Here is a 26,137-nt window from a genome sequence, read left to right as displayed (position 1 = left end):
ATATTAGCAATTTTCGTAAGCTGCTTTCAAAAGTAGTGGTGGCCAAATATCTTTTGAATGAATGACTTGGAATTTTAATGCATCGTTAATCCTTAAGATTGGCTCATTAGAGCCTTGATTAATTACAGAAACATTTAACGAATATATCCCCTTAGATAATTGTAGCTCCTTATGAGTTACTGTAAAAGACAATAAATTATCTTCTTTAAAAAATAATTGATCTTCTTGTTTTCTTTGTTCGAATGCTGCCACAGGTCGTTGCTCTTTATCAAAAATTGTAATTAAAAATTCAGGTACCTGTATGTCTTTTAAAACCTGAAACTCAAACTTTATCTTAAAGTCATCCATCCAGCGAACCTGAGGCAAGTCTTCATCTCCTTTAGCTTCTAAAATTTTTAAGCTTTTTAACTGAACTGAATGATCTGTAAAAACAATATTCGAGTTATTACTAGCAAAACGTGTATAATACAAATCAATTGCTTGACTCACATTTTCTCCTTGATATTGAGAACATCCTTGATCCATTAAAATAATCTGAGAACAAATACGTGAGACCATTGGCATACTATGAGACACAAAAATAACTGCCGTATCCGGTAAAATGGTATCTATAGTTTTAAAACATTTTAAAATAAAGCCCAAATCTCCAACTGCTAAAACCTCATCTATAATTAAAACATCAGGCTCCATTTGTGCAGCAACAGCAAAACCTAAACGCACTTTCATCCCAGAACTGTAATGCTGTACAGGCATGTCTATAAACTCTTCAAGCTCTGCAAAGGCAATAATCTCATCTAATTTACCATCTATATCTCTACGGCTAAAGCCTAAAATAGCTCCATTATTATAAATATTTTCGCGTCCACTAAGAATGGGGTTAAAACCAGCACCCAATTCTATAAGTGCACCAACGCGTCCTTTTATTGTTATTTTTCCAGCGTCTGGGTTAATAAGCCCATTGAGTATTTTTAACAAGGTACTTTTACCAGCTCCGTTATGACCTATTAATCCTAGACATTCGCCACGTCTTAATTCAAAACTAATATCTTTTACTGCCCAAAACTCTTTAGGACGCAACAACCGCTCTTGACCAGAACCGCTAACACCACTTATTAGATCTTTAACACCGTACCAAAGACTTGTCTTTAGATTTTTGCAAAACTTCTTGCTTAAACCTTCAACTTTAACAAGTACATCGTTAGTATTTGATATTATATGGTTTTTATCTGGCATGTTATTTATTGATCTTTAATCTATCTAATTAATTGTTATTTTTTATCCCAAATCTAAATCCTGCACTATTCACTATCCATTATGCACTTAAACGCTCCACTATAATTGGAATTGATATTCTATAGATAATTAATCCTAAAAACAATAAGGGGATACAAACTATTAGTACTAATAAAAAATAATTGAGATACTCTGGTGTAAACCCAACCACTAAATCTCTAGCGGTTAACAAAATAGGAGTTATAGGATTCCAGGTCATTATTGTTTTCATAATACCCGTCTTAGGAATAGCATAAACGACAGGTGTCACATACATTAAAAACTGCATACCAAAGGTGATAATTTTACCTATATCTTTATACAAAAGCCCTAAAGGAGTTAAAAACAATCCAACAGTGGTTCCGAAAATAATAGCTCCCAAAATAGCTACTGGAAATAGCAACAAACTCCATTGTAAACCAACACCATAAATAAGAACAAATACAACTAGAATGAGTATTTTAATAGACGTATCAAATAACAACTTATAGATACCTGATAGTAACAACGCCTCTTTGGGGAAATTAATTTTAGTTAGAATACCCTTAGCCGCTTGTGTACTAGTCATCGGAGAATTAATTGAAGCTACAATTATAGACCAAATTAAGGTTCCGGAAAATGCGTACACAGGGTACGGAATCCCAGTATCAGACAATTTAATAGTACCACTACTATTCAAGAAAATCCAAACCGCTGCAGTGGTTAATGGCATAATAAAAGCCCATACAATACCCAAATAAGATTGACGATACATCGCCTTAATATCGCGCTCTGCCAATTGGCGAGCTAAAAAGCGAGAACCGTACATATCTGCTAAACTCGCTTTTAAAAGCGCACCAAATTTTATGGTTCTTTCTTTTTGGTAAACTCGAGTTTCTAAAGCCATTTTTGTTAACTGATATTGAGGAAAATGCTCCTTTTTTCAATTGGGCTAATATACTAATTACATAGGGAATCGAAAACATAAGTAATAGAATTATTAACTACTTTTATATAGGAATACAATCTGAGCAAAGCGAAGAATCTTTCTATCCATTACCTGAAGCATTAATACAAAGCGATGGTCACTGAGCGAAGTCGAAGTGAGTAAAAAATCCTTTTCTCCAAAAACCATCAACCACCAACTAACAACCAAAAACCGTCAAGCCACATCATTGGTATTATCAATATCATCCGCATCCAAATCATTTTTCGAATCTTTCGGAGACATACAAATTTCAAAATCCTTATGATACAAATAATTAGTATAGCCGTCTTCTAGCGTCTTTTTTTGATACTGACTGCGCACAATCGCGTCATTAATAGGACACTTATTAAATATATTGGTATTTACATAATCAAACACAACGCTCACAGGTAAGTTAAAGACGGCACAAAAATCATAAATATGAATCAATTGCCGTGATCCTAAGTCGCGTTCATCACGAATAAACTGCATTATATTACGAGCAGTACGCATACTTAATCCTGTGATATGCTGAATATCAGTGGAGGTTAAAAATAGTTTCTTCTTTTCCATTTGAGGTAGATTTTAGGGTTCAACGGATTAATAATTACTCACAACTTACACAATACCCTGAAAAACAACCCACTAAATACTTTGATTTTCGATATAACACATTTATTTGAAAGAAAAAACTAACAAAACAAGAATACCCTTGCATTTCATCGATTTAAATACGTAAAACATCTTACTGATAAAATACTATAAATCAGACACTAAAACAAAAACAGCTTCATCTACCCTAACTAAAGCTAGTGTATGGATCATATATGGTTGGTGTATAGATAACGTATGATTACTGTATTAAGACAGAGTTACAACTTGAATGTACTGTTATAAAATCGGCAATAAAAGTCAAAATCGGAAACAAAAAGAAAACAAGTACAGTTTCGGAAATCTTAAAAAAAAGACCTAAACCCTCAACCTAAATTTATCGTATCAGTAGTCGAATTATAAACTTAGTGTTCAATAAGGCGCCAATGATAATCGAAGTTTTTAAAACGAATACTGATATAAATTTTTATTAATAATTTAAAACCCATTTCAAATGGCAAAATTAAGAAGCTTAATTAAGATCGAAGGAACTCTGGACGATCTTACCTTTTACAAGGGCAAAGAAGGGTATTTAGTTAGAACCAAAGGTGGTGTAAGTGCAAATCGTATTAAAAACGATCCCGCATTTGCGAGAACCCGAGAAAATGGTTCAGAATTTGGACATTGTGCAACAAGTGGTAAAATACTACGTCGTGCAATCATAAACTTATTAGCTGATGCTAAAGACAATCGGATAACTCCACGATTAACACAAGCGATGAGTAAAGTTAAAAATTCGGACATCACGTCCGTACGTGGTCAACGGCAAGTAGCCATTGGTCTGGCAACACCTGAAGTAAGAGCATGTTTAAAAAGCTTTGACTTTAATAGTAATGCACAGCTAAGTACGGTTTTAAGATCTGATTTCACATTAGACACCACAACCGGAGAAGTAAGTATCGTGGATCTAACCCCAAATCACGATTTAGGGGTTCCGGGAGGAGCAACACATGTGAGTTTCAATGTAGGGTTCCTAAACCTAGATTTTAGTTCAGGTGACAAAGAGTTACAGGTTAGTCCTATCATTAATTTACCAATTAATGGTATAACAGCTACAGTGACTTTAATACCAGAAGCAGTACCATCAGGTACTGGAAATCAACTCTACTTCTTAAAAGTTGCATTCTTTCAAGAAGTAAATGGAATACAATACGCCTTAAACAACGGAGCCTTCAATGCGCTTCAGTTAATAGAAGTATTGTAAACCCAAGTGTTCAAATTAAAAGCTGTCTGAAAAGGCAGCTTTTTTTTGTTATTTAAATTCAAACCCACCGTCTGAACCTTCTACGGCGGCCCATCCACCTCCCTTTGACTAAAGGGAGGAGCACATTTAGGATACCAAAATAGGTTGTATAAACGACAAACGTTATGGTACTATTTAAAATGAAAAAGAACTTTAAGAGTAACAGCAAACTATAAAACAAACCACCAGCCATAACTTTCTGCCTTTTTTTTTAAGAAAAGTATAGATGATAAAAAAGTCAAAATCCCGAAAACAATGCCAAATAGAACAACCTTATCCCGCTCTCCTCTTCTTTTGAAGAGGGGAGTGAATTCCCGAGGAACGAGGTGAAGAAAGGGGTGTTCCAGCTAAGTTAAAATTATTTTATACTTTTAATACATGCCAAAACAAAACACGCATACCAAAAAAGAATTACAAGACTACAGAAGAGCATTAAGAAACAACCTAACGCCTGCAGAAGCGCAGTTATGGAAACATCTAAAATCGAGACAACTCAGCAATAGAAAATTTCAAAGACAACACAGCATTGGTTATTACATAGTTGATTTCTACTGTGCTACTGAAAAATTAATCATAGAATTAGACGGAGAAATTCACAATAATCCAAAAGCACAAGAATACGACAAAAAACGAACGCAACATTTAGAAAGTTTAGGCTACAAAGTCATCCGTTTTGAAAACAAGATGGTTCTCGACTCTCTTCCATCTGTTTTAAGAGAAATACAAGATAATTTTAAGTAGTATAAATAAAATATCAAACCCACCGTCTAAACGGTCTTCGGCGGTTCAGCCACCTCAATTTAACTAAAGAGAAGAGCACATATAGGAAACCAAAATAAGCTGTATAAGCCACAAACTTTCTGGTTCAAATTATAAGAAAAAAGAATTTTAAAAGTAACCACCAGCCATAACTTTCTGCCTTTTTATTAAAAGAAAAGCATAGATGATAAAAAAAAGCAAATTCCCGAATACAATGTCAAATAGAACAACCTTATCCCGCTCCCCTCTTCTTTTGAAGAGGGGAATGAATTCCCGAGGAACGAGGTGAAGAAAGGGGTGTTCAACACGCACAAAAGCGTATATTAAGATTCAAAAGAATCCCAAGTAATCTTCAAACCCTCTCTAACCGTATATTTAGGCTGATACCCTAAAAGATTTTGGGCCTTAGAAACATCTGCCAAAGAATCCCTAACATCACCTTGTCTATTTGGGCCGTAAATGGCTTTCAAATCAGAGTTAGCAGCAATTCGTAACGATTCCCACAAATAATTGATTGTAATACGCTCTCCACAGGCTACATTAAAGACCTCATTTTTTGCTTCTATAGATGCAAAAAAGCCTTTGACATTAGCTTGTACCACATTATCTATAAATGTAAAATCTCGAGTCTGTTCTCCATCTCCATTAATTTTTGGAGCGACATTGTCTTTTAGCGCTTGCATAAATAAAGGAATGACGGCTGCATATGCACCATCCGGACTTTGCTTAGGTCCAAAGACATTAAAATAGCGTAAACCAATGACATCAGTATCATAAGTAGTTCCGAAAACATCTGCATATAACTCGTTCACATATTTTGTCACGGCATACGGAGATAATGGTTTTCCTATAGTATCTTCTACTTTTGGTAAGGCTTTACTATCTCCGTACGTTGAGCTAGACGCCGCATAGACCATACGTTTTACTGTTAGACTATCCTTCAACGCAATCATCATATTTAAAAACCCAGAAATATTAACCTCGTTAGTGGTTGCTGGATCATTAATAGAACGTGGCACCGAACCTAACGCCGCTTGATGAGACACATAATCGATACCTTCCATTGCTTTTTTACAAGTTTCTATGTCTCTAATATCACCTTCTAATAATTCGAAGGCAGGATTATCCATAAACTCCGTTAAATTTTCACGGTGTCCATTAGAAAAGTTATCTAAAACGCGTACTTTTTTAGCATTATACTTTAGTAAGTACTCTGTAAGGTTAGAGCCAATGAAACCTCCTCCCCCAGTGATTAAAAAACTTAATTTGGATAGGTCTGTGTTATGGTGAGGATTGTCGTACATTATAATCTGGCGTCTATAGTGTCTATTGGAAGTAAAGATTTTACATCGAAAACAACACCGGTTTGTGATTTTAGTTTAGTAATATCTAATTTTAAGAATTCATTATGTGAAACGGCTAAAATAACAGCTTCATAATCTGAACTTAAATCTTCAAAATCAGTAATTAAGTCTAATTTATACTCATGCTTAACTTCTTCAGCTGATGCCCAAGGATCATACACATCAACATTCACATCGTATGTTTCTAACTCTTCAATAATATCAATAACTCTAGAGTTTCTAATGTCTGGACAATTTTCTTTAAACGTGATGCCTAAAACAAGAGCTTTTGAGCCTTTAATAGTGGCCCCTTTTTTAATCATCATTTTCACCGTTTCGGTAGCCACATAGCTCCCCATACTGTCATTCATCTTACGACCAGCTAAAATAATTTCAGGATTATAACCAGATTCTATAGCTTTTTGTGCTAAATAATAAGGATCGACCCCAATACAATGCCCACCAACTAAACCCGGTGAGAATTTTAAGAAGTTCCATTTGGTTCCTGCCGCCTCTAACACTGCTTTAGTATCGATATCTAGAAGTCTAAATATTTTAGACAATTCATTTACAAAAGCAATATTGATATCGCGCTGCGAATTTTCAATAACTTTGGCCGCTTCAGCTACTTTTATAGAAGGTGCCATATGTGTACCTGCAACGATTACTTTTTTATATAAATTATCAACTTTTATAGCTATTTCTGGAGTAGAACCAGAGGTTACTTTTAAGATTTTTGTAACTGTATGTTCCTTATCTCCTGGATTAATCCGTTCTGGAGAATAGCCTGCATAGAAATCTTTATTATAAACCAAACCAGAGCTTTTTTCTAATACAGGAATACAAATATCCTCAGTGGCTCCAGGATACACCGTAGATTCGTAAACCACAATATCATCTTTAGATAATACTTTCCCAACAGTTTCACTCGCTTTAATCAACGGTGTAAACACGGGTTTATTTAAGGCATCTGTTGGTGTCGGAACTGTGACAATATAGTAATTGGTGGTAGTTAAGGCATCAATATCATCCGTTATAAACAACCCTTTGCTTGCATTTATATCTGTAGTTAAAACCGATTTCAAATGATCATTCTCAACTTCCAAGGTTTTATCTAGGCCTGTATTTAATTCACTGATGCGCTGTTTATTAATATCAAAGCCAACAACAAAGAATTGCTTAGCAAACTCTACAGCGAGTGGCAATCCTACATAACCTAATCCTATAATTGCAATTTTATCTTCTGAATGATTCATTTGTTTAAAATAGATTTTACAATGAGTGTCAAATCTAAGTAAAAACTGTAATTCTGTACGTATTTTTTATTGATTTTAACCTTATCGACCCAAATAATCGTTCTATTGTAGTGTTCGGGATCATTTTGACATTTCAACTCTTCTTCCTCATGCTTATATTTTAAAGAAGCGGGTCCAGTAATTCCAGGTTTAACTTTCAGAATAATACGATCGCGCCCAACTAACTCATCTGCAAAACCCTGCAAATCAGGTCTAGGCCCAACGAAGCTCATGTCCCCTATAAGCACATTATAGAGCTGAGGTAATTCGTTTAATTTTGTTCGTCTTAAAAATCGGCCTACGGAAGATGCGCTGCAGTCTAATTGTCCTAACCGATGCTCACCATCTGTTAAAGTTCTAATTTTATAAATCCTGAAAAGTTTTCCATACTGTCCAACTCGAAGTTGCGAGTAGACACCCCATTTTTTAGTATCTATAGTAGCAATGAAAATTAATAATAGAATAGGTAAAACTAGCAGAGGCAAAAATAGCATTACGATGGCAACATCAAAAATACGTTTAACCCAAAGCTGACTTTTACTAATCATAAGCATACAGTTAAAAATATTCAAATTCCTACGTCTCCGTCCTTAACTTCTAGAGAAGATAAATTAAATTTTCATGGATACTCAACAGCTAAAGGCTAATAGCCATCAACTAGATCCGATTTAAAAATCCTTTAACCCTCTTCAGAATAGACTGCTTATCCTTTTCATGATATGCATTACCATAAACGCCATAGCCGTAACCGTAGCCATAACCGTAACCATAGCCATAACCATAATTACTGTTATTTTTATGTCTATAGAAGTTTAGAACGAAATTAACATTTTTAAGCTCACCTGTTCTATGCTTTGCATTCACTAATTGCAACATACCTTTCTTAGTGTAATCTAGTCGTACCATAAAAATAGTCGCATCAGCATACTGCGTTAATTCTAAAGCATCCGTTACCAGACCCAAAGGAGGTGTATCCAAAATAATCATATCGTAATCTTCCTTAAGCTGATTGATTAAAGCTTTTAGATTATCACTCATTAATAATTCAGAAGGATTAGGAGGAATAGGACCAGAAGGTATCACATCTAAATTCTCGATATGTGTATGGGTTGTAATATCCTCCAGAGTATCATCTCCAATCAGGTAATTAACCACACCTTTTTCATTCGTAATATTAAAATCATCAAAGATTTTTGGCTTACGTAAATCCAATCCTAATAAAATGGTTTTTTTTCCTGAGAGCGCATAGACCGTCGCGACATTAATAGAAGTGAACGTTTTCCCTTCTCCACTCACGGAAGAGGTAACCATCAAGGTGTTAGCCCTAGTTTCTGAAGAATGATTTTTAAAAATAAATTGTAAACTCGAACGTATTGCTCGAAAAGATTCTGCTACAGCTGATTTCGGTTTTTCAAAAGCCACTAAGTTATTTTTATACCGGTACTTCCCGACTAACCCTAGTATTGGAATTTTAGACATTCGTGTAATCTCATCGGATCCATGAATTGTATTATCCAATAAATAAACTATAAATATTAATAACATAGGAATAAAGAACCCCATCATTAAAGCCATCATATAGTTCAAAGACTTGTTAGGCCCTATTATACCACCACCTATATCTTTAGCCTCATCAATGATGGTAATATCTGAAATATTAGCAGCTTTAACAATCGCAGCTTCACTGCGTTTCGCTAAATAAATATCATAAGCCTCTTGACTCATGTCTAATTGTCTCTGAATCTTTAAAAACTGCTGCTCGTCCTCTGGCAAACCACTGAGCTTCCCCTCTAAATTTGAAATCCTTTTATTCACAGACTGTATTCTCACGCGGATCGTTTCCTTCGTTGCATCTATAGTTTCAAGTAATACATTTTTTTCAGAATCGATACGACGGTCTAGCTCTTTAAAAAGTCCTGAACCTTCTTTGGTAGTATACTCCAGATTTTGACGTTCGGCTGCTAACGTTACAATTTTAGAAACACTACTAAGAATATTAGTTTCGTCTATACCCACACTAGTTGGAGCTGCAATGTTGGTATAATCCGTTTTCGTATTTAAATAAACCTCAAGATTGTTTAAATAATCGAGTTTAGACTCCTCATCTTGTTTTTCTAATTCAAACCTTCGTAATTCGTCTGAAATCTGAGTGATTTCAGCACTAACATCAATAATTTTATTTTCACTACGAAACTGATTCATCTCGTTTGTAAACCCTTCGAGATTTGTATTCACAGCAGCCAAACTACTATCTATAAATTTTATGGTATTGGTGGCATACAAATTTTTACGTTGTAGTTCCGTTTTACTGAGAATAACTGAAGTCGTATTCAAATAATCTACAATTTTAGCCTTATTATGTCCTGCCAATTGCAAACTTAAAATAGAACCCGATGACGTACCTACAGTACTAATCATAACACTGCTCTTATAATTATTAACCACTGCATCAAAATTGCTGAACTTAAGGAAATACTCAGCCCCTGCAACCATAGTGCGAGAGGGTTTCACGACAATTTGTCCATTCAGAAATGGTAATTCTATAATCTCATCATTTTTAAAGGTTTTTGTAAAAATCCCAGTAGTCACTTTAATTTGGGACTTTGTTTTATCGCCATACTTTTGAGCCATCGCCGTTGCTCCTTCAAATTCTGTAAATATTTCAAATTCGTTAGCATTTAAAAATCGTATACCTATAGGGTAATTAAGCACTTGGCTTTTAGACGTGTCAATTACAAACCTAAAAGGAGCTTTTTTATAAATGTCTATCTTACGATACTTTCCTTGCTCTAAATACTCCATGTAATATTGGAGCGAATCTACAACGATTTCATTATGAGTTCGCGTTTTAATAGCCGTCAAAATCTTCCCTACTTTTCCTGATGTTCCTCCCCAATTAAAGGATATACTGGTATTCGCCGTAAAAAAAGGATTCTGATCATTATCTACGGAAATCAAAGAGTCTAATTTGTAAACATTCTGCTTCCTAACATTAATAAAATAAGCGATCAGCATAGCCGCCCCTACACAAACTAGCACGAATTTCCAAAGGTTTAATACTTTAAATAAATAACCTCTAAAATCAAAACTTATACTTTGTGACTCTACGTCATCTATCTCGTCGTAATCTCTCATCTGTAATTATAATCTGGTAAAAAGTAAGACTCCAGTAGTCAATAACGAAAGTATAGAGGCTATCGCAGCAATACCAGAAATGGCCGTTGTACCTGTACCTATCGATTTCTGAACCAATGGCTTTACATAAATAATGTCATTAGGCTGTATATAATAATAAGGAGACTGCATTACTCTTATATCTGTTAAATCTAAATGATGTATTTTCTGTCCTTGCGGATATTGCCTAATAATTAAGACATCCTTTTTATTTCCTGTCACTGGGATTTCCCCCACATTAGCAATGGCTTCAAAAATATTTACACGTTCTGTAAATAATACTTGACTTCCCGGTGAGCCAACTTCTCCATTCGCTGTATAACGTAATCCCGCCAATTTTACAGTCACAAAAATATTAGCCGTCTCTTTAAATTGCTCGTCTAGTAACTTCTGTTCTATCGCTTTTTCAATCTCTTCCGTGGTAAATCCTAAGACATTAATATAACCAAGTGTTGGCATTCTTACATTCCCATGTACATCGACAGTAAACCCATCAAAGAAAGCTCGTTCCGCACTACTAGCATTTAAATTACCGTCCCCTGCAGGATTTAAAATAGAGACAGTTTCTTGGTCCAATGCTTTTACACGAATATTTAAAATATCATTAACTTGAACACGGTAAGGTTTCTGAATTTCACTAAGATTATTAGGAATAGTATCATTGATAGCATCCTCCTTAACTTGCAAATAAACAGTGTCTTTATGAGGGATACAAGACGATACAACAACACAACTCAAAACAATAATTAAAAGCCTAATATGCTTCATAAATACAATGGATCTTTGGACACAAATATAATGTATCAACACTAATATCAAAACTAATACGTTTCTTTTTGGTTTATTTCCGTTCTTTGCAAAAAAAACACCTTGAATTACCTAAACGTAGAAAACATATCAAAAGCTTTTGGAGAGCTAGTACTCTTTAAAAATTTGTCTTTCAGCATACATAAAGATCAGAAAATTGCTTTTGTAGCTAAAAATGGAAGTGGAAAAACATCCATCTTAAAAATGTTAGCTGGAAAGGACACACCAGATGATGGACAGATAGTCGCTAGAAAAGGATTGCGTTTAGCCTTTTTAGATCAAGAACCCGATTTAGATCCCGACCTTACACTCGAAGAAACCATATTTGCTTCGGACATCCCTGTTTTAAAAATCATTGAAGCGTATGAACAGGCTTTAAACAACCCAGAAGATGCTGATGCCTATCAAAAAGCCTTTGAAGGCATGGATCGTTATAACGCATGGGAATTTGAGACGCAATACCAGCAAACTTTATCGCAGTTAAAATTAGATGATCTTACGTTAAAAGTTAAAACACTTTCTGGTGGACAGAAAAAGCGTTTAGCATTAGCCCAAGCACTTCTAAGCAAACCTGATATTTTAATTCTCGATGAACCTACCAACCACCTTGATCTAGAAATGATTGAATGGTTAGAAGAGTATTTCGCTAAAACTCAGCAAACACTATTCATGGTAACGCACGACCGTTACTTCCTAGAACGTGTTTGTAATGAAATTATAGAGTTAGATCATGGCGAATTACACACCTATAAAGGAAATTATTCATACTATTTAGAAAAGAAACAAGCTCGAATCGAGAATCAAGCGACTGAAGTTGGTAAAGCCAAACAACTCTTTAAAAAAGAACTCGAATGGATGCGTCGCCAACCCAAAGCGCGTACCACAAAATCGAAAAGTAGAATTGATGATTTTTCTGAAATAAAATCTAAAGCACACCAACGTCGTAACGACCATACGATCGAATTGGATATTAATATGGAACGTTTGGGGAGTAAAATCATTGAGTTTCATAACGTATCAAAAGCATTCAAAGACAAAACGATTTTAAAGGATTTTGAATACACCTTTAAGAAAGGAGAACGTATTGGTATTATTGGAAAAAACGGAACAGGAAAATCTACATTTCTAAATCTTTTAACACAAAGTGCACAGCCAGATAGCGGTAAAGTTGTCTTGGGTGAAACCGTTAAGATTGGTTATTATACACAAGGAGGTATTAAAGCCAAACCCAACCAAAAAGTTATTGATGTCATTAAAGAGTTTGGTGAGTATATTCCATTAGCCAAAGGCCGACAAATTAGCGCTCAGCAATTATTAGAAAAATTCTTATTCGACAGAAAAAAGCAATGGGATTTTGTTGAAAAACTAAGTGGTGGTGAACAAAAACGATTGTATTTGTGTACCGTTTTAATTCAAAACCCCAATGTTTTAATTTTGGATGAGCCGACTAACGATTTAGACATCGTGACTTTAAATGTACTTGAAGATTTCTTAATGGATTTCCCTGGTGTTCTTTTAGTGGTGTCTCACGACCGTTACTTTATGGATAAAATTGTAGATCACATGTTTGTATTTAGAGGCCAAGGTGTTGTAGATGATTTCCCTGGGAATTATTCCGACTTTAGAGCCTATGATGAAAGTCAACCTAAACAAATCGAAGTCGTAGAAAAGGTTGTTGATACCAAAGCGGAAAAGCAAAACGAAGCCAACAAGTTAGATTACAACGAACAAAAGGAATACAAAAACTTAGCCTCTAAAATAAGATCTTTAGAATTAGATAAAACAGAATTAGAAGCGAAGTTTCATAATCCGGACTTAACCCAAGACCAAATCAGTAAACTTTCAGAAAAATTGCAAGTAGTTATAGATACTATTGAAGAAAAAGAAATGCGCTGGTTTGAATTGGCTGAGAAGCTCGAAGGTTAGATGGTTAGATGGTTAGATGGTTAGATGGTTAGAAAAAGTATCTGTTTAAGCTCACAGAAAATAACTAAGCGTTGCAATTAAATAATACGTACCAATACACACGACGTTTTATAAACTAATCTACGCAGCTTCCAAACTCTGAAACTCTGAAACTCTGAAACTCTATAACTTTGAGACTTCAAAACTCAGCAACTTTGAAACTCTGAAACTAATAAAGTGTACCAAGCAAAAGCATACATAAAATTCCTTTCAAAAGCCTCCAATCAACACGGAGTCCACTCCCCTTTTGTTTATAATTTTGTCACCAAATGCTTGTATGACAAAACCAACTATGATGCCTACGCTAAACTCAAACAGTATAAAAAAGCCTTAGAAAACTCAAACATTATTCTAGAAATCATAGATTTAGGTGAAGGCTCAAAGATTTTAGACGCTAATCAACGAAAGGTTAGTAAAATGGCAAAAACCTCGAGCAGTTCCAAAAAGGATTCGGAGCTCCTTTACAGAGTTTCCAAATACTTCGGGTTTAAGCGTATTTTAGAATTAGGCACATCATTAGGAATGGGTACCTATGCTATAGCATTAGCAAATAATTCCTCAAAGATTACGACCATAGAAGGCTGTTTAAACACCTCTACTTTCGCGCAATCGCAACTCACAAAACTTAAGATTAAAAATGTTGAATTCAAAGTCGGAAATTTCACGAATAAAATCCCTGGATTAAAACACAACAGCTACGATTTCATATTCTTTGATGGTCATCATAACAAAGAGGCTACCATTCAATATTTTGAAGCCTTATTACCTACTACTCACAATGATTCGGTATTTGTTTTTGATGATATTTATTGGTCTAAGGGCATGACAGAAGCTTGGGAATATATTAAGAACCACGATTCAGTCACAGTCACGGTAGATGGATTCAATTTGGGTTTTGTATTCTTTAGGAAAGAGCAAGCAAAAGAACATTTCAAAATTAGACTGTAATAAAATATTACGATACAATAAGCATAAAAAGTTGAATGCTTAGATTGTTCCCCTACGCGGATCTTAACGGTGTTTTAAAAATAAACTCTTAAAACATAAAAAACGACCTATACTGATTGTTTTAAAATTGAAAAATTTTAATCTTTTTAATAAGATTGTAACAACCCAACAACTTTAGCGTCTTATTTAGAGAACTGAATTTCAAATTCCATTATCTTGCAAAAGATTTAAACCACAATAGCTTTTATATATGAGCGGTAACGTCATCGAAATTAGAAACATCATTAGAGATTTTAAATTAGGACAAGAAATTGTTCATGTCTTAAAAGGCATCGATTTAGACATTAAACGTGGCGAATATGTGGCGATTATGGGACCATCGGGTTCTGGAAAATCGACGCTAATGAATTTATTAGGGTGTTTAGACACACCAACTGCAGGTTCATATAACTTAAATGGAAATGACGTGAGCCAAATGTCAGATGACGAGCTCGCCGATATTAGAAATACAGAAATAGGCTTCGTTTTTCAAACCTTCAACCTGCTACCAAGAACCACTGCTTTAGACAATGTGGCTTTACCTATGGTCTATGCTGGATTTTCAAAAAAAGACCGTATAGCCCGTGCTACAGAAGTTTTAACAGATGTGGGACTAGCAGACCGAATGGATCACAAACCCAACCAACTTTCAGGTGGACAACGGCAACGGGTAGCTGTTGGTAGAGCTTTAGTGAACAAACCATCAATCATCCTAGCCGATGAACCAACTGGTAACTTAGATTCTAAAACAGGAATAGAAATCATGAAACTCTTTGGTGATATCCACGCCGCAGGAAACACCGTAATCATGGTTACTCACGAAGAAGACATTGCAGCACATGCCAACCGTGTTATTCGATTACGCGATGGTGTTATTGAGAGTGATACGTTTAATCAGTAGGTAGTATTCAGTAGGCAGTGGGCAGTACTCAGTGGGCAGTCTTCAGTAGGCAGTACACAGTAGTTAGTGTTCAGTAAGCTCTTAGCTCAAATAAGTCATTTCTTAACTAAAAACTCTATTCTCTTTATTCTATTCTCTTTAATCTTGATTCTTGATTCTTGCATCTTGACTCTTACATCCTGTCTCTTTCCTACCAACCAGCAACTCTCAACTATTGCCTTTAGCCTTTAGCCTTTAGCCTTTAGCCTTTAGCTCAAACTCGTCATTCCTAACTAAAAACGCTATTCTCTATTCTCTTTATTCTATTGTCTTTAATCTAGACTCTTGATTCTTGACTCTTGGTTCCTGCATCCTGTCTCTTTCCTACCAACCAGCAACTCTCAACTATTGCCTTTAACCTTTAGCTTTTAGCCTTTAGCCTTTAGCCTTTAGCTCGAACTCGTCATTCCTAACTAAAAACACTATTCTCTATTCTCTTTATTCTATTCTCTTTAATCTTGATTCTTGATTCTTGCATCTTAACTCTTACATCCTGTATCTTTCCTACCAACCAATAACTCTCAACTATTGCCTTCAGCCTTTAGCTTTTAGCTTTTAGCTTTTAGCTTTTAGCTTTTAGCTCAAATTCGTCATTCCTAACTAAAAACGCTATTCTCTATTCTCTTTAATCTTGATTCTTGATTCCTTCATCCTATCTCTTTCCTACCAACCATCAACTCCATCCTCTTTCTTCTATTATCTATTTTCTCTCTTCTATTTCCTTCACTCGTCATCCTCAAATCTCAAAACTTTACACTTTACGCTTCATACTTCACACTTTCCCCTTTCAACATATAATTTTTAACTCATAATTCTCAACGTTTCGCTCATAACTCTTAACTTTGAAATATGAAAGTATACACAAAAACAGGAGACAAAGGCACAACTGCTCTTTTCGGCGGCACACGTGTTCCTAAGCATCATATAAGAATAGAAAGCTACGGTACCATCGATGAGCTTAACTCACATATTGGTTTAATCAGAGATCAAGATATCAATCAATTATATAAAAATACGTTGATGCATATTCAAGATCGGTTATTTACGGTTGGTGCTATTTTAGCGACAGACCCTGAAAAAGCGACTTTAAAAAATGGTAAAGCACGCTTAAATATTCCTAAGATATCGAGCGAAGACATAGAGAAACTAGAAAAAGAAATAGACCTCATGGAAGACAGCCTTCCGCCTATGACGCACTTCGTTTTACCCGGTGGGCATACAACGGTGTCATTCTGTCATATTGCGCGTACAGTATGCCGTAGAGCTGAGCGTTTGGCGTCGCATCTTAACGACTTAGAACCATTTCAACCTGAAACATTGATGTATATTAATAGACTATCTGACTACCTTTTTGTGTTGGCACGGAAGTTGTCACATGACTTACAAGCTGAAGAAATCAAATGGATTCCCAATAAAGAATCTTAATTAAAGCCTCGGTTCTAGTATTTCGATATTTTTTTTATCAGAATGTACCGAGAACAATGTTTCAAAAACAAGACAGATTATCGCTACTAATTTTATTTCCAATAGGTTATAAAATTCATTCGAATTGACAAACATTTTATTTCAAAAGCACAGGACTAAACCGCAAAAAGTAATCCGAAATTAAAAGTTAACCATTATACGTTCTTTTTATACTGATGAAACATTTATAAGTGACATTTGAATCCTTCAAACCACATAAATATAAATGTTCTGCAAGACCGATAAATTAATTTATATAAGTTAACAACTAATTAATGTGATTTTTTCTTGGATTGTTCAACTAAAAAATTATTTTTGCAAAAAATAAAATTACAACGCAATTATGTATTGGACATTAGAATTAGCATCTTATTTAAGTGATGCGCCTTGGCCAGCAACCAAAGATGAGCTTATTGACTACGCAATTAGAACAGGAGCACCTTTAGAAGTTGTTGAAAATTTACAAGCAATAGAAGATGAAGGAGATTCTTACGACTCTATTGAAGAAATTTGGCCAGATTATCCTACTGACGAAGATTACCTCTGGAATGAGGATGAATATTAACATATAAAATTATCACAAAAAAGTCTCTTGCGTTATCTTAACTTAAGAGACTTTTTTTATTTTCGGATGCTTTTTGATCAGAGATAAGAATCAAAAACCTGCTCTGCTGTCACGCAGAGACTAAACATAATAATTTTATCATCAATCAGTGATAAATTATAATCGTTTAGATTGTCCCCTTAAGGATGAGTAAAAAACATAATATATTATAGTTTAAAACTACCAAACGTCGCTGATTAAAGGTGTTTTTAAAACTAATAACATTAAAACAAACGAACTGAAATTAATACAAGGTTGAAACAATTCAACCTATTACAAACCTATCAATATGACATTTTTAGATAAAGTGCTTAAAGTTTTTGTTGGAGATAAATCCAAGCAAGACGTAAGTTCAATTAAACCTATTGTTGAAAAAATAAAAACTTTCGAAAAAGCATTAGAGGCTTTATCACACGACGAACTGAGGGCAAAGACAGCTGAGTTTAAAGCTAAGATTGCCGAAGCGAGGAAACCACTTCAAACTAAAAAAGACGAGCTTTTAGAAAAAGCGAAGATTACTGAAGATATTGACGAACGCGAAGACATGTACCTCGAAGTCGATAAAATAGACGACCAGATCTACGAAGTCACCGAAGAAGTATTAAACGATATTCTTCCTGAAGCTTTTGCTGTTGTTAAAGAAACAGCGAAACGATTTGTTCATAATACACAGATTCCGGTAACCGCAAATGCGTTTGACCGTGAGATTTCTGGAGCCAAAGATTATGTAACCCTTGATGGTGACCAAGCCATTTGGGCAAACTCTTGGGATGCCGCAGGGAAGCCTATTACGTGGGACATGATTCATTATGACGTACAACTTATTGGTGGTGTAGCAATGCACCAAGGTAAAATTGCAGAGATGCAAACTGGTGAAGGTAAAACGTTGGTAGCAACACTTCCTGTATATTTAAATGCATTAGCTGGTAAAGGTGTGCACTTAGTAACAGTGAACGATTACTTAGCAAAACGAGATAGCGCTTGGATGGCACCAATCTTTCAGTTTCATGGTATGAGTATCGATTGTATCGATTACCACCAACCCAACTCTGATGCACGTCGTAAAGCCTATAACGCAGATATCACATACGGAACTAACAATGAGTTTGGTTTTGATTACTTACGTGATAACATGGCACATTCGCCAGACGATTTAGTACAACGTCCGCACCACTACGCTATTGTCGATGAGGTCGATTCTGTATTGGTCGATGATGCACGTACACCATTAATTATTTCGGGTCCTGTTCCTAGAGGTGAAGAGCACGAGTTTGACGCTTTAAAACCTAAAGTAAATGCTATTGAAGAAGTTCAACGTAAATATTTAGTAGGTGTTTTAGCAGAAGCTAAAAAGTTAATTGCTGCTGGTGATACTAAAGAAGGTGGTTTTCAATTACTAAGAGCGTATAGAGGTATTCCTAAGAACAAAGCCTTAATTAAGTATTTAAGTGAGGAAGGTGTAAAGCAATTGCTTCAAAAAACCGAAAATCACTACATGCAAGATAATAATAGAGAAATGCCTTTAGTAGATGCAGAACTCTATTATGTAATCGATGAGAAAAATAATCAAGTTGAATTATCTGATAAAGGTGTTGAATTTCTTTCAGGTGAAGATGATCCAGATTTCTTCGTGATGCCAGAAATGGGAATTGAAATTGCTAAGATTGAAAATAAAGGTTTATCATCGGAAGAAGAAGCAAATCTTAAAGAAGACTTATTTAGAGACTTCAACGTAAAATCTGAGCGTATTCATACACTCAACCAATTACTTAAAGCTTACGCCTTATTCGAAAAAGACAATCAGTATGTTGTTATGGACAACAAAGTAATGATTGTAGATGAGCAAACGGGTCGTATTATGGATGGGCGTCGTTATTCTGACGGACTACACCAAGCGATTGAAGCTAAGGAAAGTGTAAAGATTGAAGCGGCTACACAAACTTTTGCAACCGTAACGCTTCAAAATTACTTTAGAATGTATCGTAAACTGTCTGGTATGACAGGTACAGCGGTTACAGAAGCTGGCGAACTTTGGGAAATCTACAAATTAGATGTTGTTGAGATTCCAACAAACAGACCAATTGCTAGAGATGATAGAGACGATTTAGTGTACAAAACAAAACGCGAAAAATACAACGCCGTTATCGATGAAGTTGTAAGTCTTTCTAATGCAGGACGTCCTGTTCTTATTGGTACAACAAACGTTGAGATTTCAGAACTTTTAGGTAAGATGTTAAGCATTCGTAAAATAGATCATAACGTCTTAAACGCGAAACAACATAAAAAAGAAGCCGATATTGTAGCACAAGCAGGTAATGCTGGGCAAGTTACTATTGCCACCAACATGGCTGGTCGTGGTACCGATATTAAATTAAGTGCAGAAGTTAAGAAAGCAGGAGGTTTAGCCATTGTAGGTACTGAGCGTCACGATTCGCGTCGTGTAGACAGACAGTTACGTGGTAGAGCTGGTCGTCAAGGAGATCCAGGAAGTTCACAGTTCTATGTCTCTTTAGAAGATAACCTAATGCGCTTATTTGGTTCTGAACGTATCGCTAAGATGATGGACAGAATGGGCTTAAAAGAAGGAGAAGTGATACAACATGGTATGATTTCAAAATCTATTGAGCGTGCACAGAAAAAAGTTGAAGAGAATAACTTTGGTGTTCGTAAGCGTTTATTAGAATATGATGATGTGATGAACGCACAACGTGAAGTCATCTATAAGCGTCGTCGTAATGCCTTACATGGAGAACGTTTAAGAGTCGATTTAGCGAACATGATTTTTGATACGTCAGAAGGTATCGCTGAGACGAATAAAGACGCCAACGACTTTAAGAACTTTGAGTTTGAATTGATTCGTTATTTCTCAATGGAGTCTCCTATTTCTGAATCTGAATTCGGAAAAATGAACGCCACAGATATTGCAGGTACTATTTACAAAGCGGCCTTTAAGCACTATAGAGAAAAAATGCAACGTGCTGCAGATTTAGCGTTTCCTGTAATTGAAAATGTCTATGATACACAACGCGATAAATTTAAGCGCATCGTTGTACCATTTACAGACGGAGTTAAAAACTTACAAGTTGTAACAGACTTAGAAAAAGCATACGAAACAAAAGGAACACAATTAATTAATGATTTTGAAAAGAACATTACATTAGCCATTGTTGATGACGCTTGGAAAGTACATTTGCGTAAAATGGATGAACTTAAGCAATCGGTACAGTTAGCGGTGCACGAGCAAAAAGATCCATTATTAATTTATAAGTTTGAATCTTTTGAGCTGTTTAAAGCAATGATCGATCTGGTAAATAAAGATGTGATATCATTCTTATTTAAAGGAGAAATTCCACAAGAAACAGCAAACACCATTCAAGAAGCTAGAGTACGTAAGCAAGAAAAGCTTGAAACTCAAAAAGACGAAATTCCTAACTTGGATGAACGTGCGTCTCAAAACAAACAAGCTGGTGAAGGCGCTTCTCGCCAACAACAGCAAGTCGTTGAAACTATTGTAAGAGACCAACCCAAAATTGGTCGTAACGATAAGGTGACTATTAAGCATGTTATGAGCGGAGAAGCTAAAGATGTTAAATACAAGCAAGCCATTCCTTTAATTGAAAAAGGAGAATGGGTAATTGTTGAATAACTCAAATTCCTGCGGACGCAAGAATTTCATTAATAGAATTAAACATCCTGATGCAACCCATCAGGATTTTTTTTGTGATACAAGCAATGTCACTAGTTTCTTTCGTCGTAATGTAATGAGACGCTTCAAAACACAGAAAATTATACGGACTCAAATTCCTAAATCTCATTAGATTTTAGTAACTTTAAAACAACCATCTAACAATCTAACAATCTAACAATCTAACAATCTAACCATCTAACCATCTAACCATCTAACCATCTAACCATCTAACCATCTAACCATCTAACATGAAACACCTCATCACAGCCATAATTTTCACAGGACTCTTAATGTCCTGTAATTCTACAGATAAGACAAAAACAACCGTTCAAGATTCAAGTATAACGGAAACAATTTCAACCGAAACCAATAAAAACTTAAAAGCAATAGATTCTGACGATGCCTTAATTGCCACCGCAGTAATGGCTGCGCCCGAAGCCAGCAGAGCAAATTGTAAGGTGATTGGCTATAATATGGCAGGTGAATTTGTAACTTTAAGAGAAGGTGATAATGAATTTATTGTACTTGCCGACGACCCTAATAAAGAAGGCTTTAGTGCTGCCTGTTATCACAAAGACCTCGACCCATTTATGGCAAGAGGACGCGCCTTAAAAGCCGAAGGCAAAAAGCATCAAGAAATATTTGACATCCGTGAAGAGGAAATGAAAGCTGGTAAATTTAATATCACTTCAGGTGCGACCTTGCACATCTATTCCGGACCAAAAGCCGAATATGATCCTGCAACAGCAAAAGTAGATGAAGCAAAACTTCGTTACGTGGTGTATTTGCCTTGGGCCACCTCAGCATCTACAGGCTTACCAGAAGCACCAGTAGCTTCAAACCATCCTTGGATTATGAATCCTGGTACTCATAGAGCACATATAATGATTTCTCCTTTGACAGAAGTTAGCAATTAGAACTCAATGCCATACTATGCCCCATACCAACCAATACCATAAAAAAAACCTGATGTATCGCATCAGGATTTTTTTTTATAGCATTACGAAAACAATAACCGTAAGCCTCATAACTACATTGTTTTTATTGAAATATACGTAACCTTACATACCAAACATTGTAAAGTTTTCCTTAGTTTTATAAACTAAGAATAGAGTGCTATAGCTTTTGTTATCCTAAATTAAAAAAAAGAATAGCGCGAGGGATTGTTCTCTTATAACAAGTTAGCAGCAAATTGAAAAAACCACGATTATAAATAATAAATTATGAAAATTGTTACCCATATAGCTGTGTTCTTTATTACTTCTATTTCTTGTTTTGCGCAGAAAAATATATCAATCGATTTTAATATTGAAAATAAAGAAAGTTTAAATACATATCTTACTGAAAAAGAAGTAAATTTTGAAAAAGATGATTTATATTCTATCAGAGATTTTAATAGTTTCGCCTATCTGAACAATAGCGACAAACTTCAAGTACCTGAAATTTTATTCTTCAATTCAAACGGATATTTAGTTAAAAATAGATTTAATGACAATGAATGCTCGCAGGTTATTAATGAAATTGAAAAAATAGATTCATTAAAATTCAATAAAAAAAGCACAATCAAAGATTGGTTAAAACATATTTCACCTTTAAACCAAGACTTAACTGAAAAAGGAAATATTTTTATTATAATAAATTGGGCGAAGTTCGTTGATAAATTTAATGAACAATCTTTCGAATGGTATAAAGAGTTAAAAAATCAAAATTCAGAATTAAAAGTCAACTGTATTTTATTGAATTTAGACATACAAGAAAACTGGAATATAACAGAACAACAGAAAAAAGTATTAAATATTGAATAAAATCTGCTGCTAACAATGGATATAAAAAATAGCTGTTTAATTGCTTAAACAAAAGAAATGAATTAATCAAAGGTCAGTATAAAGCCGAAAAGTTAGTGCAAAAAATCCGCTACCTTTCATACATAAAACCGGTGGCAGCAAGTTGACAAAACCCGAACTATAAAGAATGAGAGTAACTAGAATTACAGATTGGACTTTTGAATACGACGAAACCAGAATGGGTTGGTACAATATAAATGCTACTCGAATTACAGGAAATTTAATCGGAATTGACGGAACTGATGAATATAGTGGACTAGAAAGAATTATATGTGATATTGTTGACTTTGAACTAACTCAAAACCGAACTTACTCATACTGGAACAATGTGTTTTCTGAAATTTTCAAATCAAACAGGATAACATTTCAAAATGACTTGATTTTAGAAAACCCAAATGACCCTTTCAAAAGTTGGGTAATAAAACTATATGATGTTCAATTATACTTTAAAAGTTCTGAACCGGAAATTAGGTTGATTCGGAATGAGAAACGATTATACTCAAAAAAATGGTCTGAATTTAATGGAACTGAATTTTATAAATTAATAAACGAAATAAAACCAGCTGCCAACACCCGAACGCAGCCAACAGACGAAGTATACCATACGCAAAATCGTTAAGCAGCATAAGAAAAATGAAAATCAGATTAAGTGAATTGAATAATATGAATAACTGGAGAATTTTGATCTTAGGATTATTAGCAACATTAACTCTTAATAATTGTGCAAACGAAATAAAAGAAAATGATTGGGTTGAAGATAAATTAAAGAGTAAAGTTCTTTCATATAAAGAAACATCATTTAGTGCTAAGGATAGCTTTAACATTATTTCAAAAGGTGAACGAAAAAGAGAATCTTTTAATTCGGACTATGAGAAAAGATATAATGAAAAAGGAAACATTATAGAGGTAAGTAATTACGATTCAAATGGTCTTTTAAATCAAAAATCTAAATACGAATATAATAAGCTCGATTTACTAACCGTAAAAAAAGAATATAGTTCAGATGGCAGTTTAAATACTATTATTTCCTACAAATATGGTGACAATAAAACTATGACTGAATGGGATAATGGGGAAAATGGCACCGTATGTAAATTACACTATAACGAAAATGGGGATATTGAAAAAAACTGGTACTTGGATGGTGATTTGTACAGTAAATATTTATTCAAATACGATAAGAATGGAAATGAAGTTGAAATAATCAGTTATTCTGAAGATAATAAAATTGATAATAGTTGGAATTTGAAATATAATGAACTTGAATATATAGTTGAAAAACAACGGTATGATAAAGATAACAACTTAATTAGAGAGATAAAGTATAAATATGATTATGACAAAAACAATAATTGGATCAAAAGAATTGATTTTGTAGATAATTTTCCGTTATATGTATTAGAACGAGAATATGAATATTATAAATAAATATGTTGCCTAACAACGCATATAATTTATAGCTAATCCTAGCCCACTTACCAAAATCCTCACAGAATATAGCTTCACCAATTCGCTGCGCTCGGATCTATCTGTAACTTATGTACCAACGCACATAAAACCCACCCAAACCGTCACTTCGAGTGTTCCGACCTTTTTGTCAGAATGTATCGAGAAGCATTATAACCAAGCATCAATTTATTTAAAACAATCGTATCCATCACTTAGCCGTCTACAATAAAAACAAAGCATCACTTAGACAGCTTCAAAAACCACCCAACCCCATCAAACACCATCTAAAATGCTCAGCAATCGCTTAGTTTTTTTTTTATGCCATTACGAGAACAGTAACTATAAGTCTCATAACTACCTTATTTTTATGGATATGTACGTTAAGTTACGTACTAAACTTTGCAAAGTATTGCGTAGTTTTATAAACTAAGAAGGGAGTGCTATAACTTTTGTTATCTGGTATTAAGATAGGGATAACGTGAGTGATTGTACTCATATAACAACTTACCAACAAGCACTAATTTACATCGACAAATTCATTAACTTAAGGTAACAAATCAAAATTTTAGATTTTATAAAAACCACTAGTTTATCCTATCCTTAACAATAAGTGTTTTTCAATTCCAAAGAGATTCTGAGTCTTTCACTTTAAAAAAATATTTCACAACATATTGATTATCATCTGCTTACCATAATTAATTAAAAAAACCACTTTTTTTTGTTATATCTATATCCATTTTATCGTTATTAAGATATAATGAATAAAACAGAATTTAGACTTAAGGTATTTTCATTATCCGAACGTTTGTTTCCAATGGTTTCTAGAATACTAGGCGGTAGAGCAAACGCTGAAGATGCGATCCAAGACATAATGATGAAACTTTGGATAAAGCGAAAGCAAATTGCAGAGCATCCTAATATTCAAGGTTTAGTGTTTTCTACTGCTAGAAATCATTGTATTGATATGCTTAGAAAAAAGAAGTTAGATATTAATGATTCTTCTTTTCAGCTTGAGATCGTGAAATCAGAAAATGGTAGAGAAGCACTAGAATGGCAAGAGTTAAATACTATTATTAGAAAGATTGTTGCGAGTCTACCAGAGCAGCAAAGAGAAGTTGTAATAATGAGAGACTTAGATGGTTATGAATTTATTGAAATAGCCGCTGCTACAGAACTTAAAATTGAACATGTAAGAGTTTTGTTATCTCGAGCAAGAAAGCAGGTAAGTGTACAACTAGAAAAAACTTATAGTTATGAAAGAGGATAAAACTGAACGGTTAATCAAAAAATATAAGGAAGGGCAAAGTACTTTAAGTGAAGAACAATTTTTGTTTGACAGTACTGATAATTTAGAGCCTTCATTGGATGCATGGTCTGCTTTTGTAAAAAATAACAAAACGGAAACACCAAAAGATTTTAATAAGAGTTTATGGGAATCATTTCAAAATAGAAAAAACAGAAAACGTAAGCTATTTGTTTGCATCCTATCTGCAGCAGCCTCAGTTGTATTATTTATTTCTCTTTTTTTAGCGAATCCTAAACAAGAAGAATCGAATTATTCTGAGAAAGAAGTTCTGTTAAGTTTGGCTAAAGAAATGGTTTCTAATTCAGTTTCAGCAGAAATTGAACAAAGTATTATTTATGAAAATGAAATCGTAATTATTTACACTACTAAAGAACAATAAATCAAATATTTATTAATAATC

22 protein-coding genes are annotated in these 26,137 nt (G+C 34.4%); 14 read left to right on the top strand and 8 right to left on the bottom strand.

Translation table 11 applies throughout. The features are described 5' to 3' along the window. Positions 1–3: 3 nt before the first annotated feature. The 3 genes from HM986_RS12160 to HM986_RS12150 all read right to left on the bottom strand — a co-directional run bounded on the left by HM986_RS12160 (position 4) and on the right by HM986_RS12150 (position 2,791). Positions 4–1,233 (bottom strand): ABC transporter ATP-binding protein, encoded by a 1,230-nt coding sequence (locus tag HM986_RS12160; RefSeq protein ID WP_179335363.1) that lies wholly within the window; start codon positions 1,231–1,233, stop codon positions 4–6. A gap of 79 nt (positions 1,234–1,312) precedes the next feature. Then, positions 1,313–2,158: an ABC transporter permease gene (locus tag HM986_RS12155; protein ID WP_179335362.1), complete on the bottom strand. Its 846-nt coding sequence runs from the start codon at positions 2,156–2,158 to the stop codon at positions 1,313–1,315. Positions 2,159–2,413: 255 nt separating this feature from the next. Next, positions 2,414–2,791: a hypothetical protein gene (locus HM986_RS12150; protein ID WP_179335361.1), complete on the bottom strand. Its 378-nt coding sequence runs from the start codon at positions 2,789–2,791 to the stop codon at positions 2,414–2,416. A 532-nt stretch (positions 2,792–3,323) separates the two neighbouring features. Here HM986_RS12150 and HM986_RS12145 point away from each other — a divergent pair. Together HM986_RS12145 and HM986_RS12140 are read left to right on the top strand one after the other, a co-directional pair. Next, entirely contained in the window at positions 3,324–4,073 is a 750-nt protein-coding gene (locus HM986_RS12145; protein ID WP_179335360.1) for a hypothetical protein, read from the top strand. Between the two features lie 417 nt (positions 4,074–4,490). Next, on the top strand, positions 4,491–4,853 hold the full coding sequence (locus tag HM986_RS12140; RefSeq protein WP_179335359.1) for an endonuclease domain-containing protein: 363 nt from the start codon (positions 4,491–4,493) through the stop codon (positions 4,851–4,853). A 341-nt stretch (positions 4,854–5,194) separates the two neighbouring features. On the opposite strand, the gene HM986_RS12135 is transcribed toward HM986_RS12140, so the two are convergent. The 5 genes from HM986_RS12135 to HM986_RS12115 form a co-directional block, all read right to left on the bottom strand. Beyond that, positions 5,195–6,175, bottom strand: coding sequence for an SDR family oxidoreductase (locus tag HM986_RS12135; protein WP_179335358.1), 981 nt, complete (start codon positions 6,173–6,175; stop codon positions 5,195–5,197). Further along, positions 6,175–7,470, bottom strand: a complete 1,296-nt coding sequence (locus HM986_RS12130; RefSeq protein ID WP_179335357.1) for a nucleotide sugar dehydrogenase — start codon at positions 7,468–7,470, stop codon at positions 6,175–6,177. Before HM986_RS12130 ends, HM986_RS12135 begins: the two co-directional genes overlap by 1 nt. Further along, positions 7,467–8,057 carry a sugar transferase gene (locus tag HM986_RS12125; RefSeq protein WP_179335356.1) on the bottom strand — a complete coding sequence of 197 codons (591 nt, stop codon included), beginning with the start codon at positions 8,055–8,057 and terminating at the stop codon, positions 7,467–7,469. Before HM986_RS12125 ends, HM986_RS12130 begins: the two co-directional genes overlap by 4 nt. Before the next feature lie 109 nt (positions 8,058–8,166). Beyond that, on the bottom strand, positions 8,167–10,644 hold the full coding sequence (locus HM986_RS12120; protein ID WP_179335355.1) for a polysaccharide biosynthesis tyrosine autokinase: 2,478 nt from the start codon (positions 10,642–10,644) through the stop codon (positions 8,167–8,169). A 6-nt stretch (positions 10,645–10,650) separates the two neighbouring features. Continuing rightward, a complete protein-coding gene (locus HM986_RS12115) occupies positions 10,651–11,451 on the bottom strand; it encodes a polysaccharide biosynthesis/export family protein (protein ID WP_179335354.1) in 801 nt (266 codons plus the stop codon). A 102-nt stretch (positions 11,452–11,553) separates the two neighbouring features. On the opposite strand from HM986_RS12115, the gene HM986_RS12110 reads away from it, so the two are divergent. From HM986_RS12110 to HM986_RS12055, 12 genes are all read left to right on the top strand, one after another. Continuing rightward, on the top strand, positions 11,554–13,416 hold the full coding sequence (locus tag HM986_RS12110; RefSeq protein ID WP_179335353.1) for an ABC-F family ATP-binding cassette domain-containing protein: 1,863 nt from the start codon (positions 11,554–11,556) through the stop codon (positions 13,414–13,416). Positions 13,417–13,632: 216 nt separating this feature from the next. Continuing rightward, complete coding sequence (locus HM986_RS12105; RefSeq protein WP_179335352.1) at positions 13,633–14,403, top strand: O-methyltransferase; 771 nt, start codon at positions 13,633–13,635, stop codon at positions 14,401–14,403. A gap of 250 nt (positions 14,404–14,653) precedes the next feature. Beyond that, on the top strand, positions 14,654–15,343 hold the full coding sequence (locus tag HM986_RS12100; RefSeq protein WP_179335351.1) for an ABC transporter ATP-binding protein: 690 nt from the start codon (positions 14,654–14,656) through the stop codon (positions 15,341–15,343). 888 nt (positions 15,344–16,231) lie between these two features. After that, positions 16,232–16,807, top strand: coding sequence for a cob(I)yrinic acid a,c-diamide adenosyltransferase (locus HM986_RS12095; protein WP_179335350.1), 576 nt, complete (start codon positions 16,232–16,234; stop codon positions 16,805–16,807). Between the two features lie 382 nt (positions 16,808–17,189). Further along, entirely contained in the window at positions 17,190–17,411 is a 222-nt protein-coding gene (locus HM986_RS12090) for a DUF2795 domain-containing protein (RefSeq protein WP_008272287.1), read from the top strand. 328 nt (positions 17,412–17,739) lie between these two features. Next, positions 17,740–21,096 carry a preprotein translocase subunit SecA gene (secA, locus tag HM986_RS12085; RefSeq protein WP_179335349.1) on the top strand — a complete coding sequence of 1,119 codons (3,357 nt, stop codon included), beginning with the start codon at positions 17,740–17,742 and terminating at the stop codon, positions 21,094–21,096. A gap of 290 nt (positions 21,097–21,386) precedes the next feature. After that, entirely contained in the window at positions 21,387–22,055 is a 669-nt protein-coding gene (locus tag HM986_RS12080) for a hypothetical protein (protein WP_179335348.1), read from the top strand. Positions 22,056–22,361: 306 nt separating this feature from the next. After that, the gene (locus HM986_RS12075; RefSeq protein ID WP_179335347.1) at positions 22,362–22,943 is read left to right on the top strand and encodes a hypothetical protein; all 582 of its coding nucleotides are present in this window, start codon (positions 22,362–22,364) and stop codon (positions 22,941–22,943) included. 166 nt (positions 22,944–23,109) lie between these two features. After that, the gene (locus tag HM986_RS12070; protein WP_179335346.1) at positions 23,110–23,601 is read left to right on the top strand and encodes a hypothetical protein; all 492 of its coding nucleotides are present in this window, start codon (positions 23,110–23,112) and stop codon (positions 23,599–23,601) included. 14 nt (positions 23,602–23,615) lie between these two features. Next, the gene (locus tag HM986_RS12065; protein ID WP_179335345.1) at positions 23,616–24,410 is read left to right on the top strand and encodes a hypothetical protein; all 795 of its coding nucleotides are present in this window, start codon (positions 23,616–23,618) and stop codon (positions 24,408–24,410) included. Positions 24,411–25,188: 778 nt separating this feature from the next. Continuing rightward, positions 25,189–25,698, top strand: coding sequence for an RNA polymerase sigma factor (locus HM986_RS12060; RefSeq protein WP_179335344.1), 510 nt, complete (start codon positions 25,189–25,191; stop codon positions 25,696–25,698). Beyond that, on the top strand, positions 25,685–26,116 hold the full coding sequence (locus HM986_RS12055) for a hypothetical protein (RefSeq protein WP_179335343.1): 432 nt from the start codon (positions 25,685–25,687) through the stop codon (positions 26,114–26,116). Before HM986_RS12060 ends, HM986_RS12055 begins: the two co-directional genes overlap by 14 nt. The last annotated feature ends 21 nt before the right edge of the window (positions 26,117–26,137 follow it).

This window comes from Winogradskyella costae (assembly GCF_013403865.1).
Lineage (GTDB): Bacteria > Bacteroidota > Bacteroidia > Flavobacteriales > Flavobacteriaceae > Winogradskyella > Winogradskyella costae.
Note: the sequence above shows the minus strand (reverse complement) of the source record. Positions and strands in the feature narration are given on the sequence as shown.

What these genes read in the sequence shown, in the direction of transcription:
- HM986_RS12090 (WP_008272287.1), top strand. Translation starts at nt 17,190, where the DNA reads ATGTATTGGACATTAGAATTAGCATCTTATTTAAGTGATGCGCCTTGG.
- HM986_RS12080 (WP_179335348.1), top strand. Translation starts at nt 21,387, where the DNA reads ATGAAACACCTCATCACAGCCATAATTTTCACAGGACTCTTAATGTCC.
- HM986_RS12055 (WP_179335343.1), top strand. Translation starts at nt 25,685, where the DNA reads ATGAAAGAGGATAAAACTGAACGGTTAATCAAAAAATATAAGGAAGGG.
- HM986_RS12070 (WP_179335346.1), top strand. Translation starts at nt 23,110, where the DNA reads ATGAGAGTAACTAGAATTACAGATTGGACTTTTGAATACGACGAAACC.
- HM986_RS12150 (WP_179335361.1), bottom strand. Translation starts at nt 2,791, where the DNA reads ATGGAAAAGAAGAAACTATTTTTAACCTCCACTGATATTCAGCATATC.
- HM986_RS12100 (WP_179335351.1), top strand. Translation starts at nt 14,654, where the DNA reads ATGAGCGGTAACGTCATCGAAATTAGAAACATCATTAGAGATTTTAAA.
- HM986_RS12145 (WP_179335360.1), top strand. Translation starts at nt 3,324, where the DNA reads ATGGCAAAATTAAGAAGCTTAATTAAGATCGAAGGAACTCTGGACGAT.
- HM986_RS12140 (WP_179335359.1), top strand. Translation starts at nt 4,491, where the DNA reads ATGCCAAAACAAAACACGCATACCAAAAAAGAATTACAAGACTACAGA.
- HM986_RS12125 (WP_179335356.1), bottom strand. Translation starts at nt 8,057, where the DNA reads ATGATTAGTAAAAGTCAGCTTTGGGTTAAACGTATTTTTGATGTTGCC.
- HM986_RS12135 (WP_179335358.1), bottom strand. Translation starts at nt 6,175, where the DNA reads ATGTACGACAATCCTCACCATAACACAGACCTATCCAAATTAAGTTTT.
- HM986_RS12155 (WP_179335362.1), bottom strand. Translation starts at nt 2,158, where the DNA reads ATGGCTTTAGAAACTCGAGTTTACCAAAAAGAAAGAACCATAAAATTT.
- HM986_RS12130 (WP_179335357.1), bottom strand. Translation starts at nt 7,470, where the DNA reads ATGAATCATTCAGAAGATAAAATTGCAATTATAGGATTAGGTTATGTA.
- HM986_RS12065 (WP_179335345.1), top strand. Translation starts at nt 23,616, where the DNA reads ATGAAAATCAGATTAAGTGAATTGAATAATATGAATAACTGGAGAATT.
- HM986_RS12160 (WP_179335363.1), bottom strand. Translation starts at nt 1,233, where the DNA reads ATGCCAGATAAAAACCATATAATATCAAATACTAACGATGTACTTGTT.
- HM986_RS12115 (WP_179335354.1), bottom strand. Translation starts at nt 11,451, where the DNA reads ATGAAGCATATTAGGCTTTTAATTATTGTTTTGAGTTGTGTTGTTGTA.
- HM986_RS12120 (WP_179335355.1), bottom strand. Translation starts at nt 10,644, where the DNA reads ATGAGAGATTACGACGAGATAGATGACGTAGAGTCACAAAGTATAAGT.
- HM986_RS12075 (WP_179335347.1), top strand. Translation starts at nt 22,362, where the DNA reads ATGAAAATTGTTACCCATATAGCTGTGTTCTTTATTACTTCTATTTCT.
- secA (WP_179335349.1), top strand. Translation starts at nt 17,740, where the DNA reads ATGACATTTTTAGATAAAGTGCTTAAAGTTTTTGTTGGAGATAAATCC.
- HM986_RS12060 (WP_179335344.1), top strand. Translation starts at nt 25,189, where the DNA reads ATGAATAAAACAGAATTTAGACTTAAGGTATTTTCATTATCCGAACGT.
- HM986_RS12095 (WP_179335350.1), top strand. Translation starts at nt 16,232, where the DNA reads ATGAAAGTATACACAAAAACAGGAGACAAAGGCACAACTGCTCTTTTC.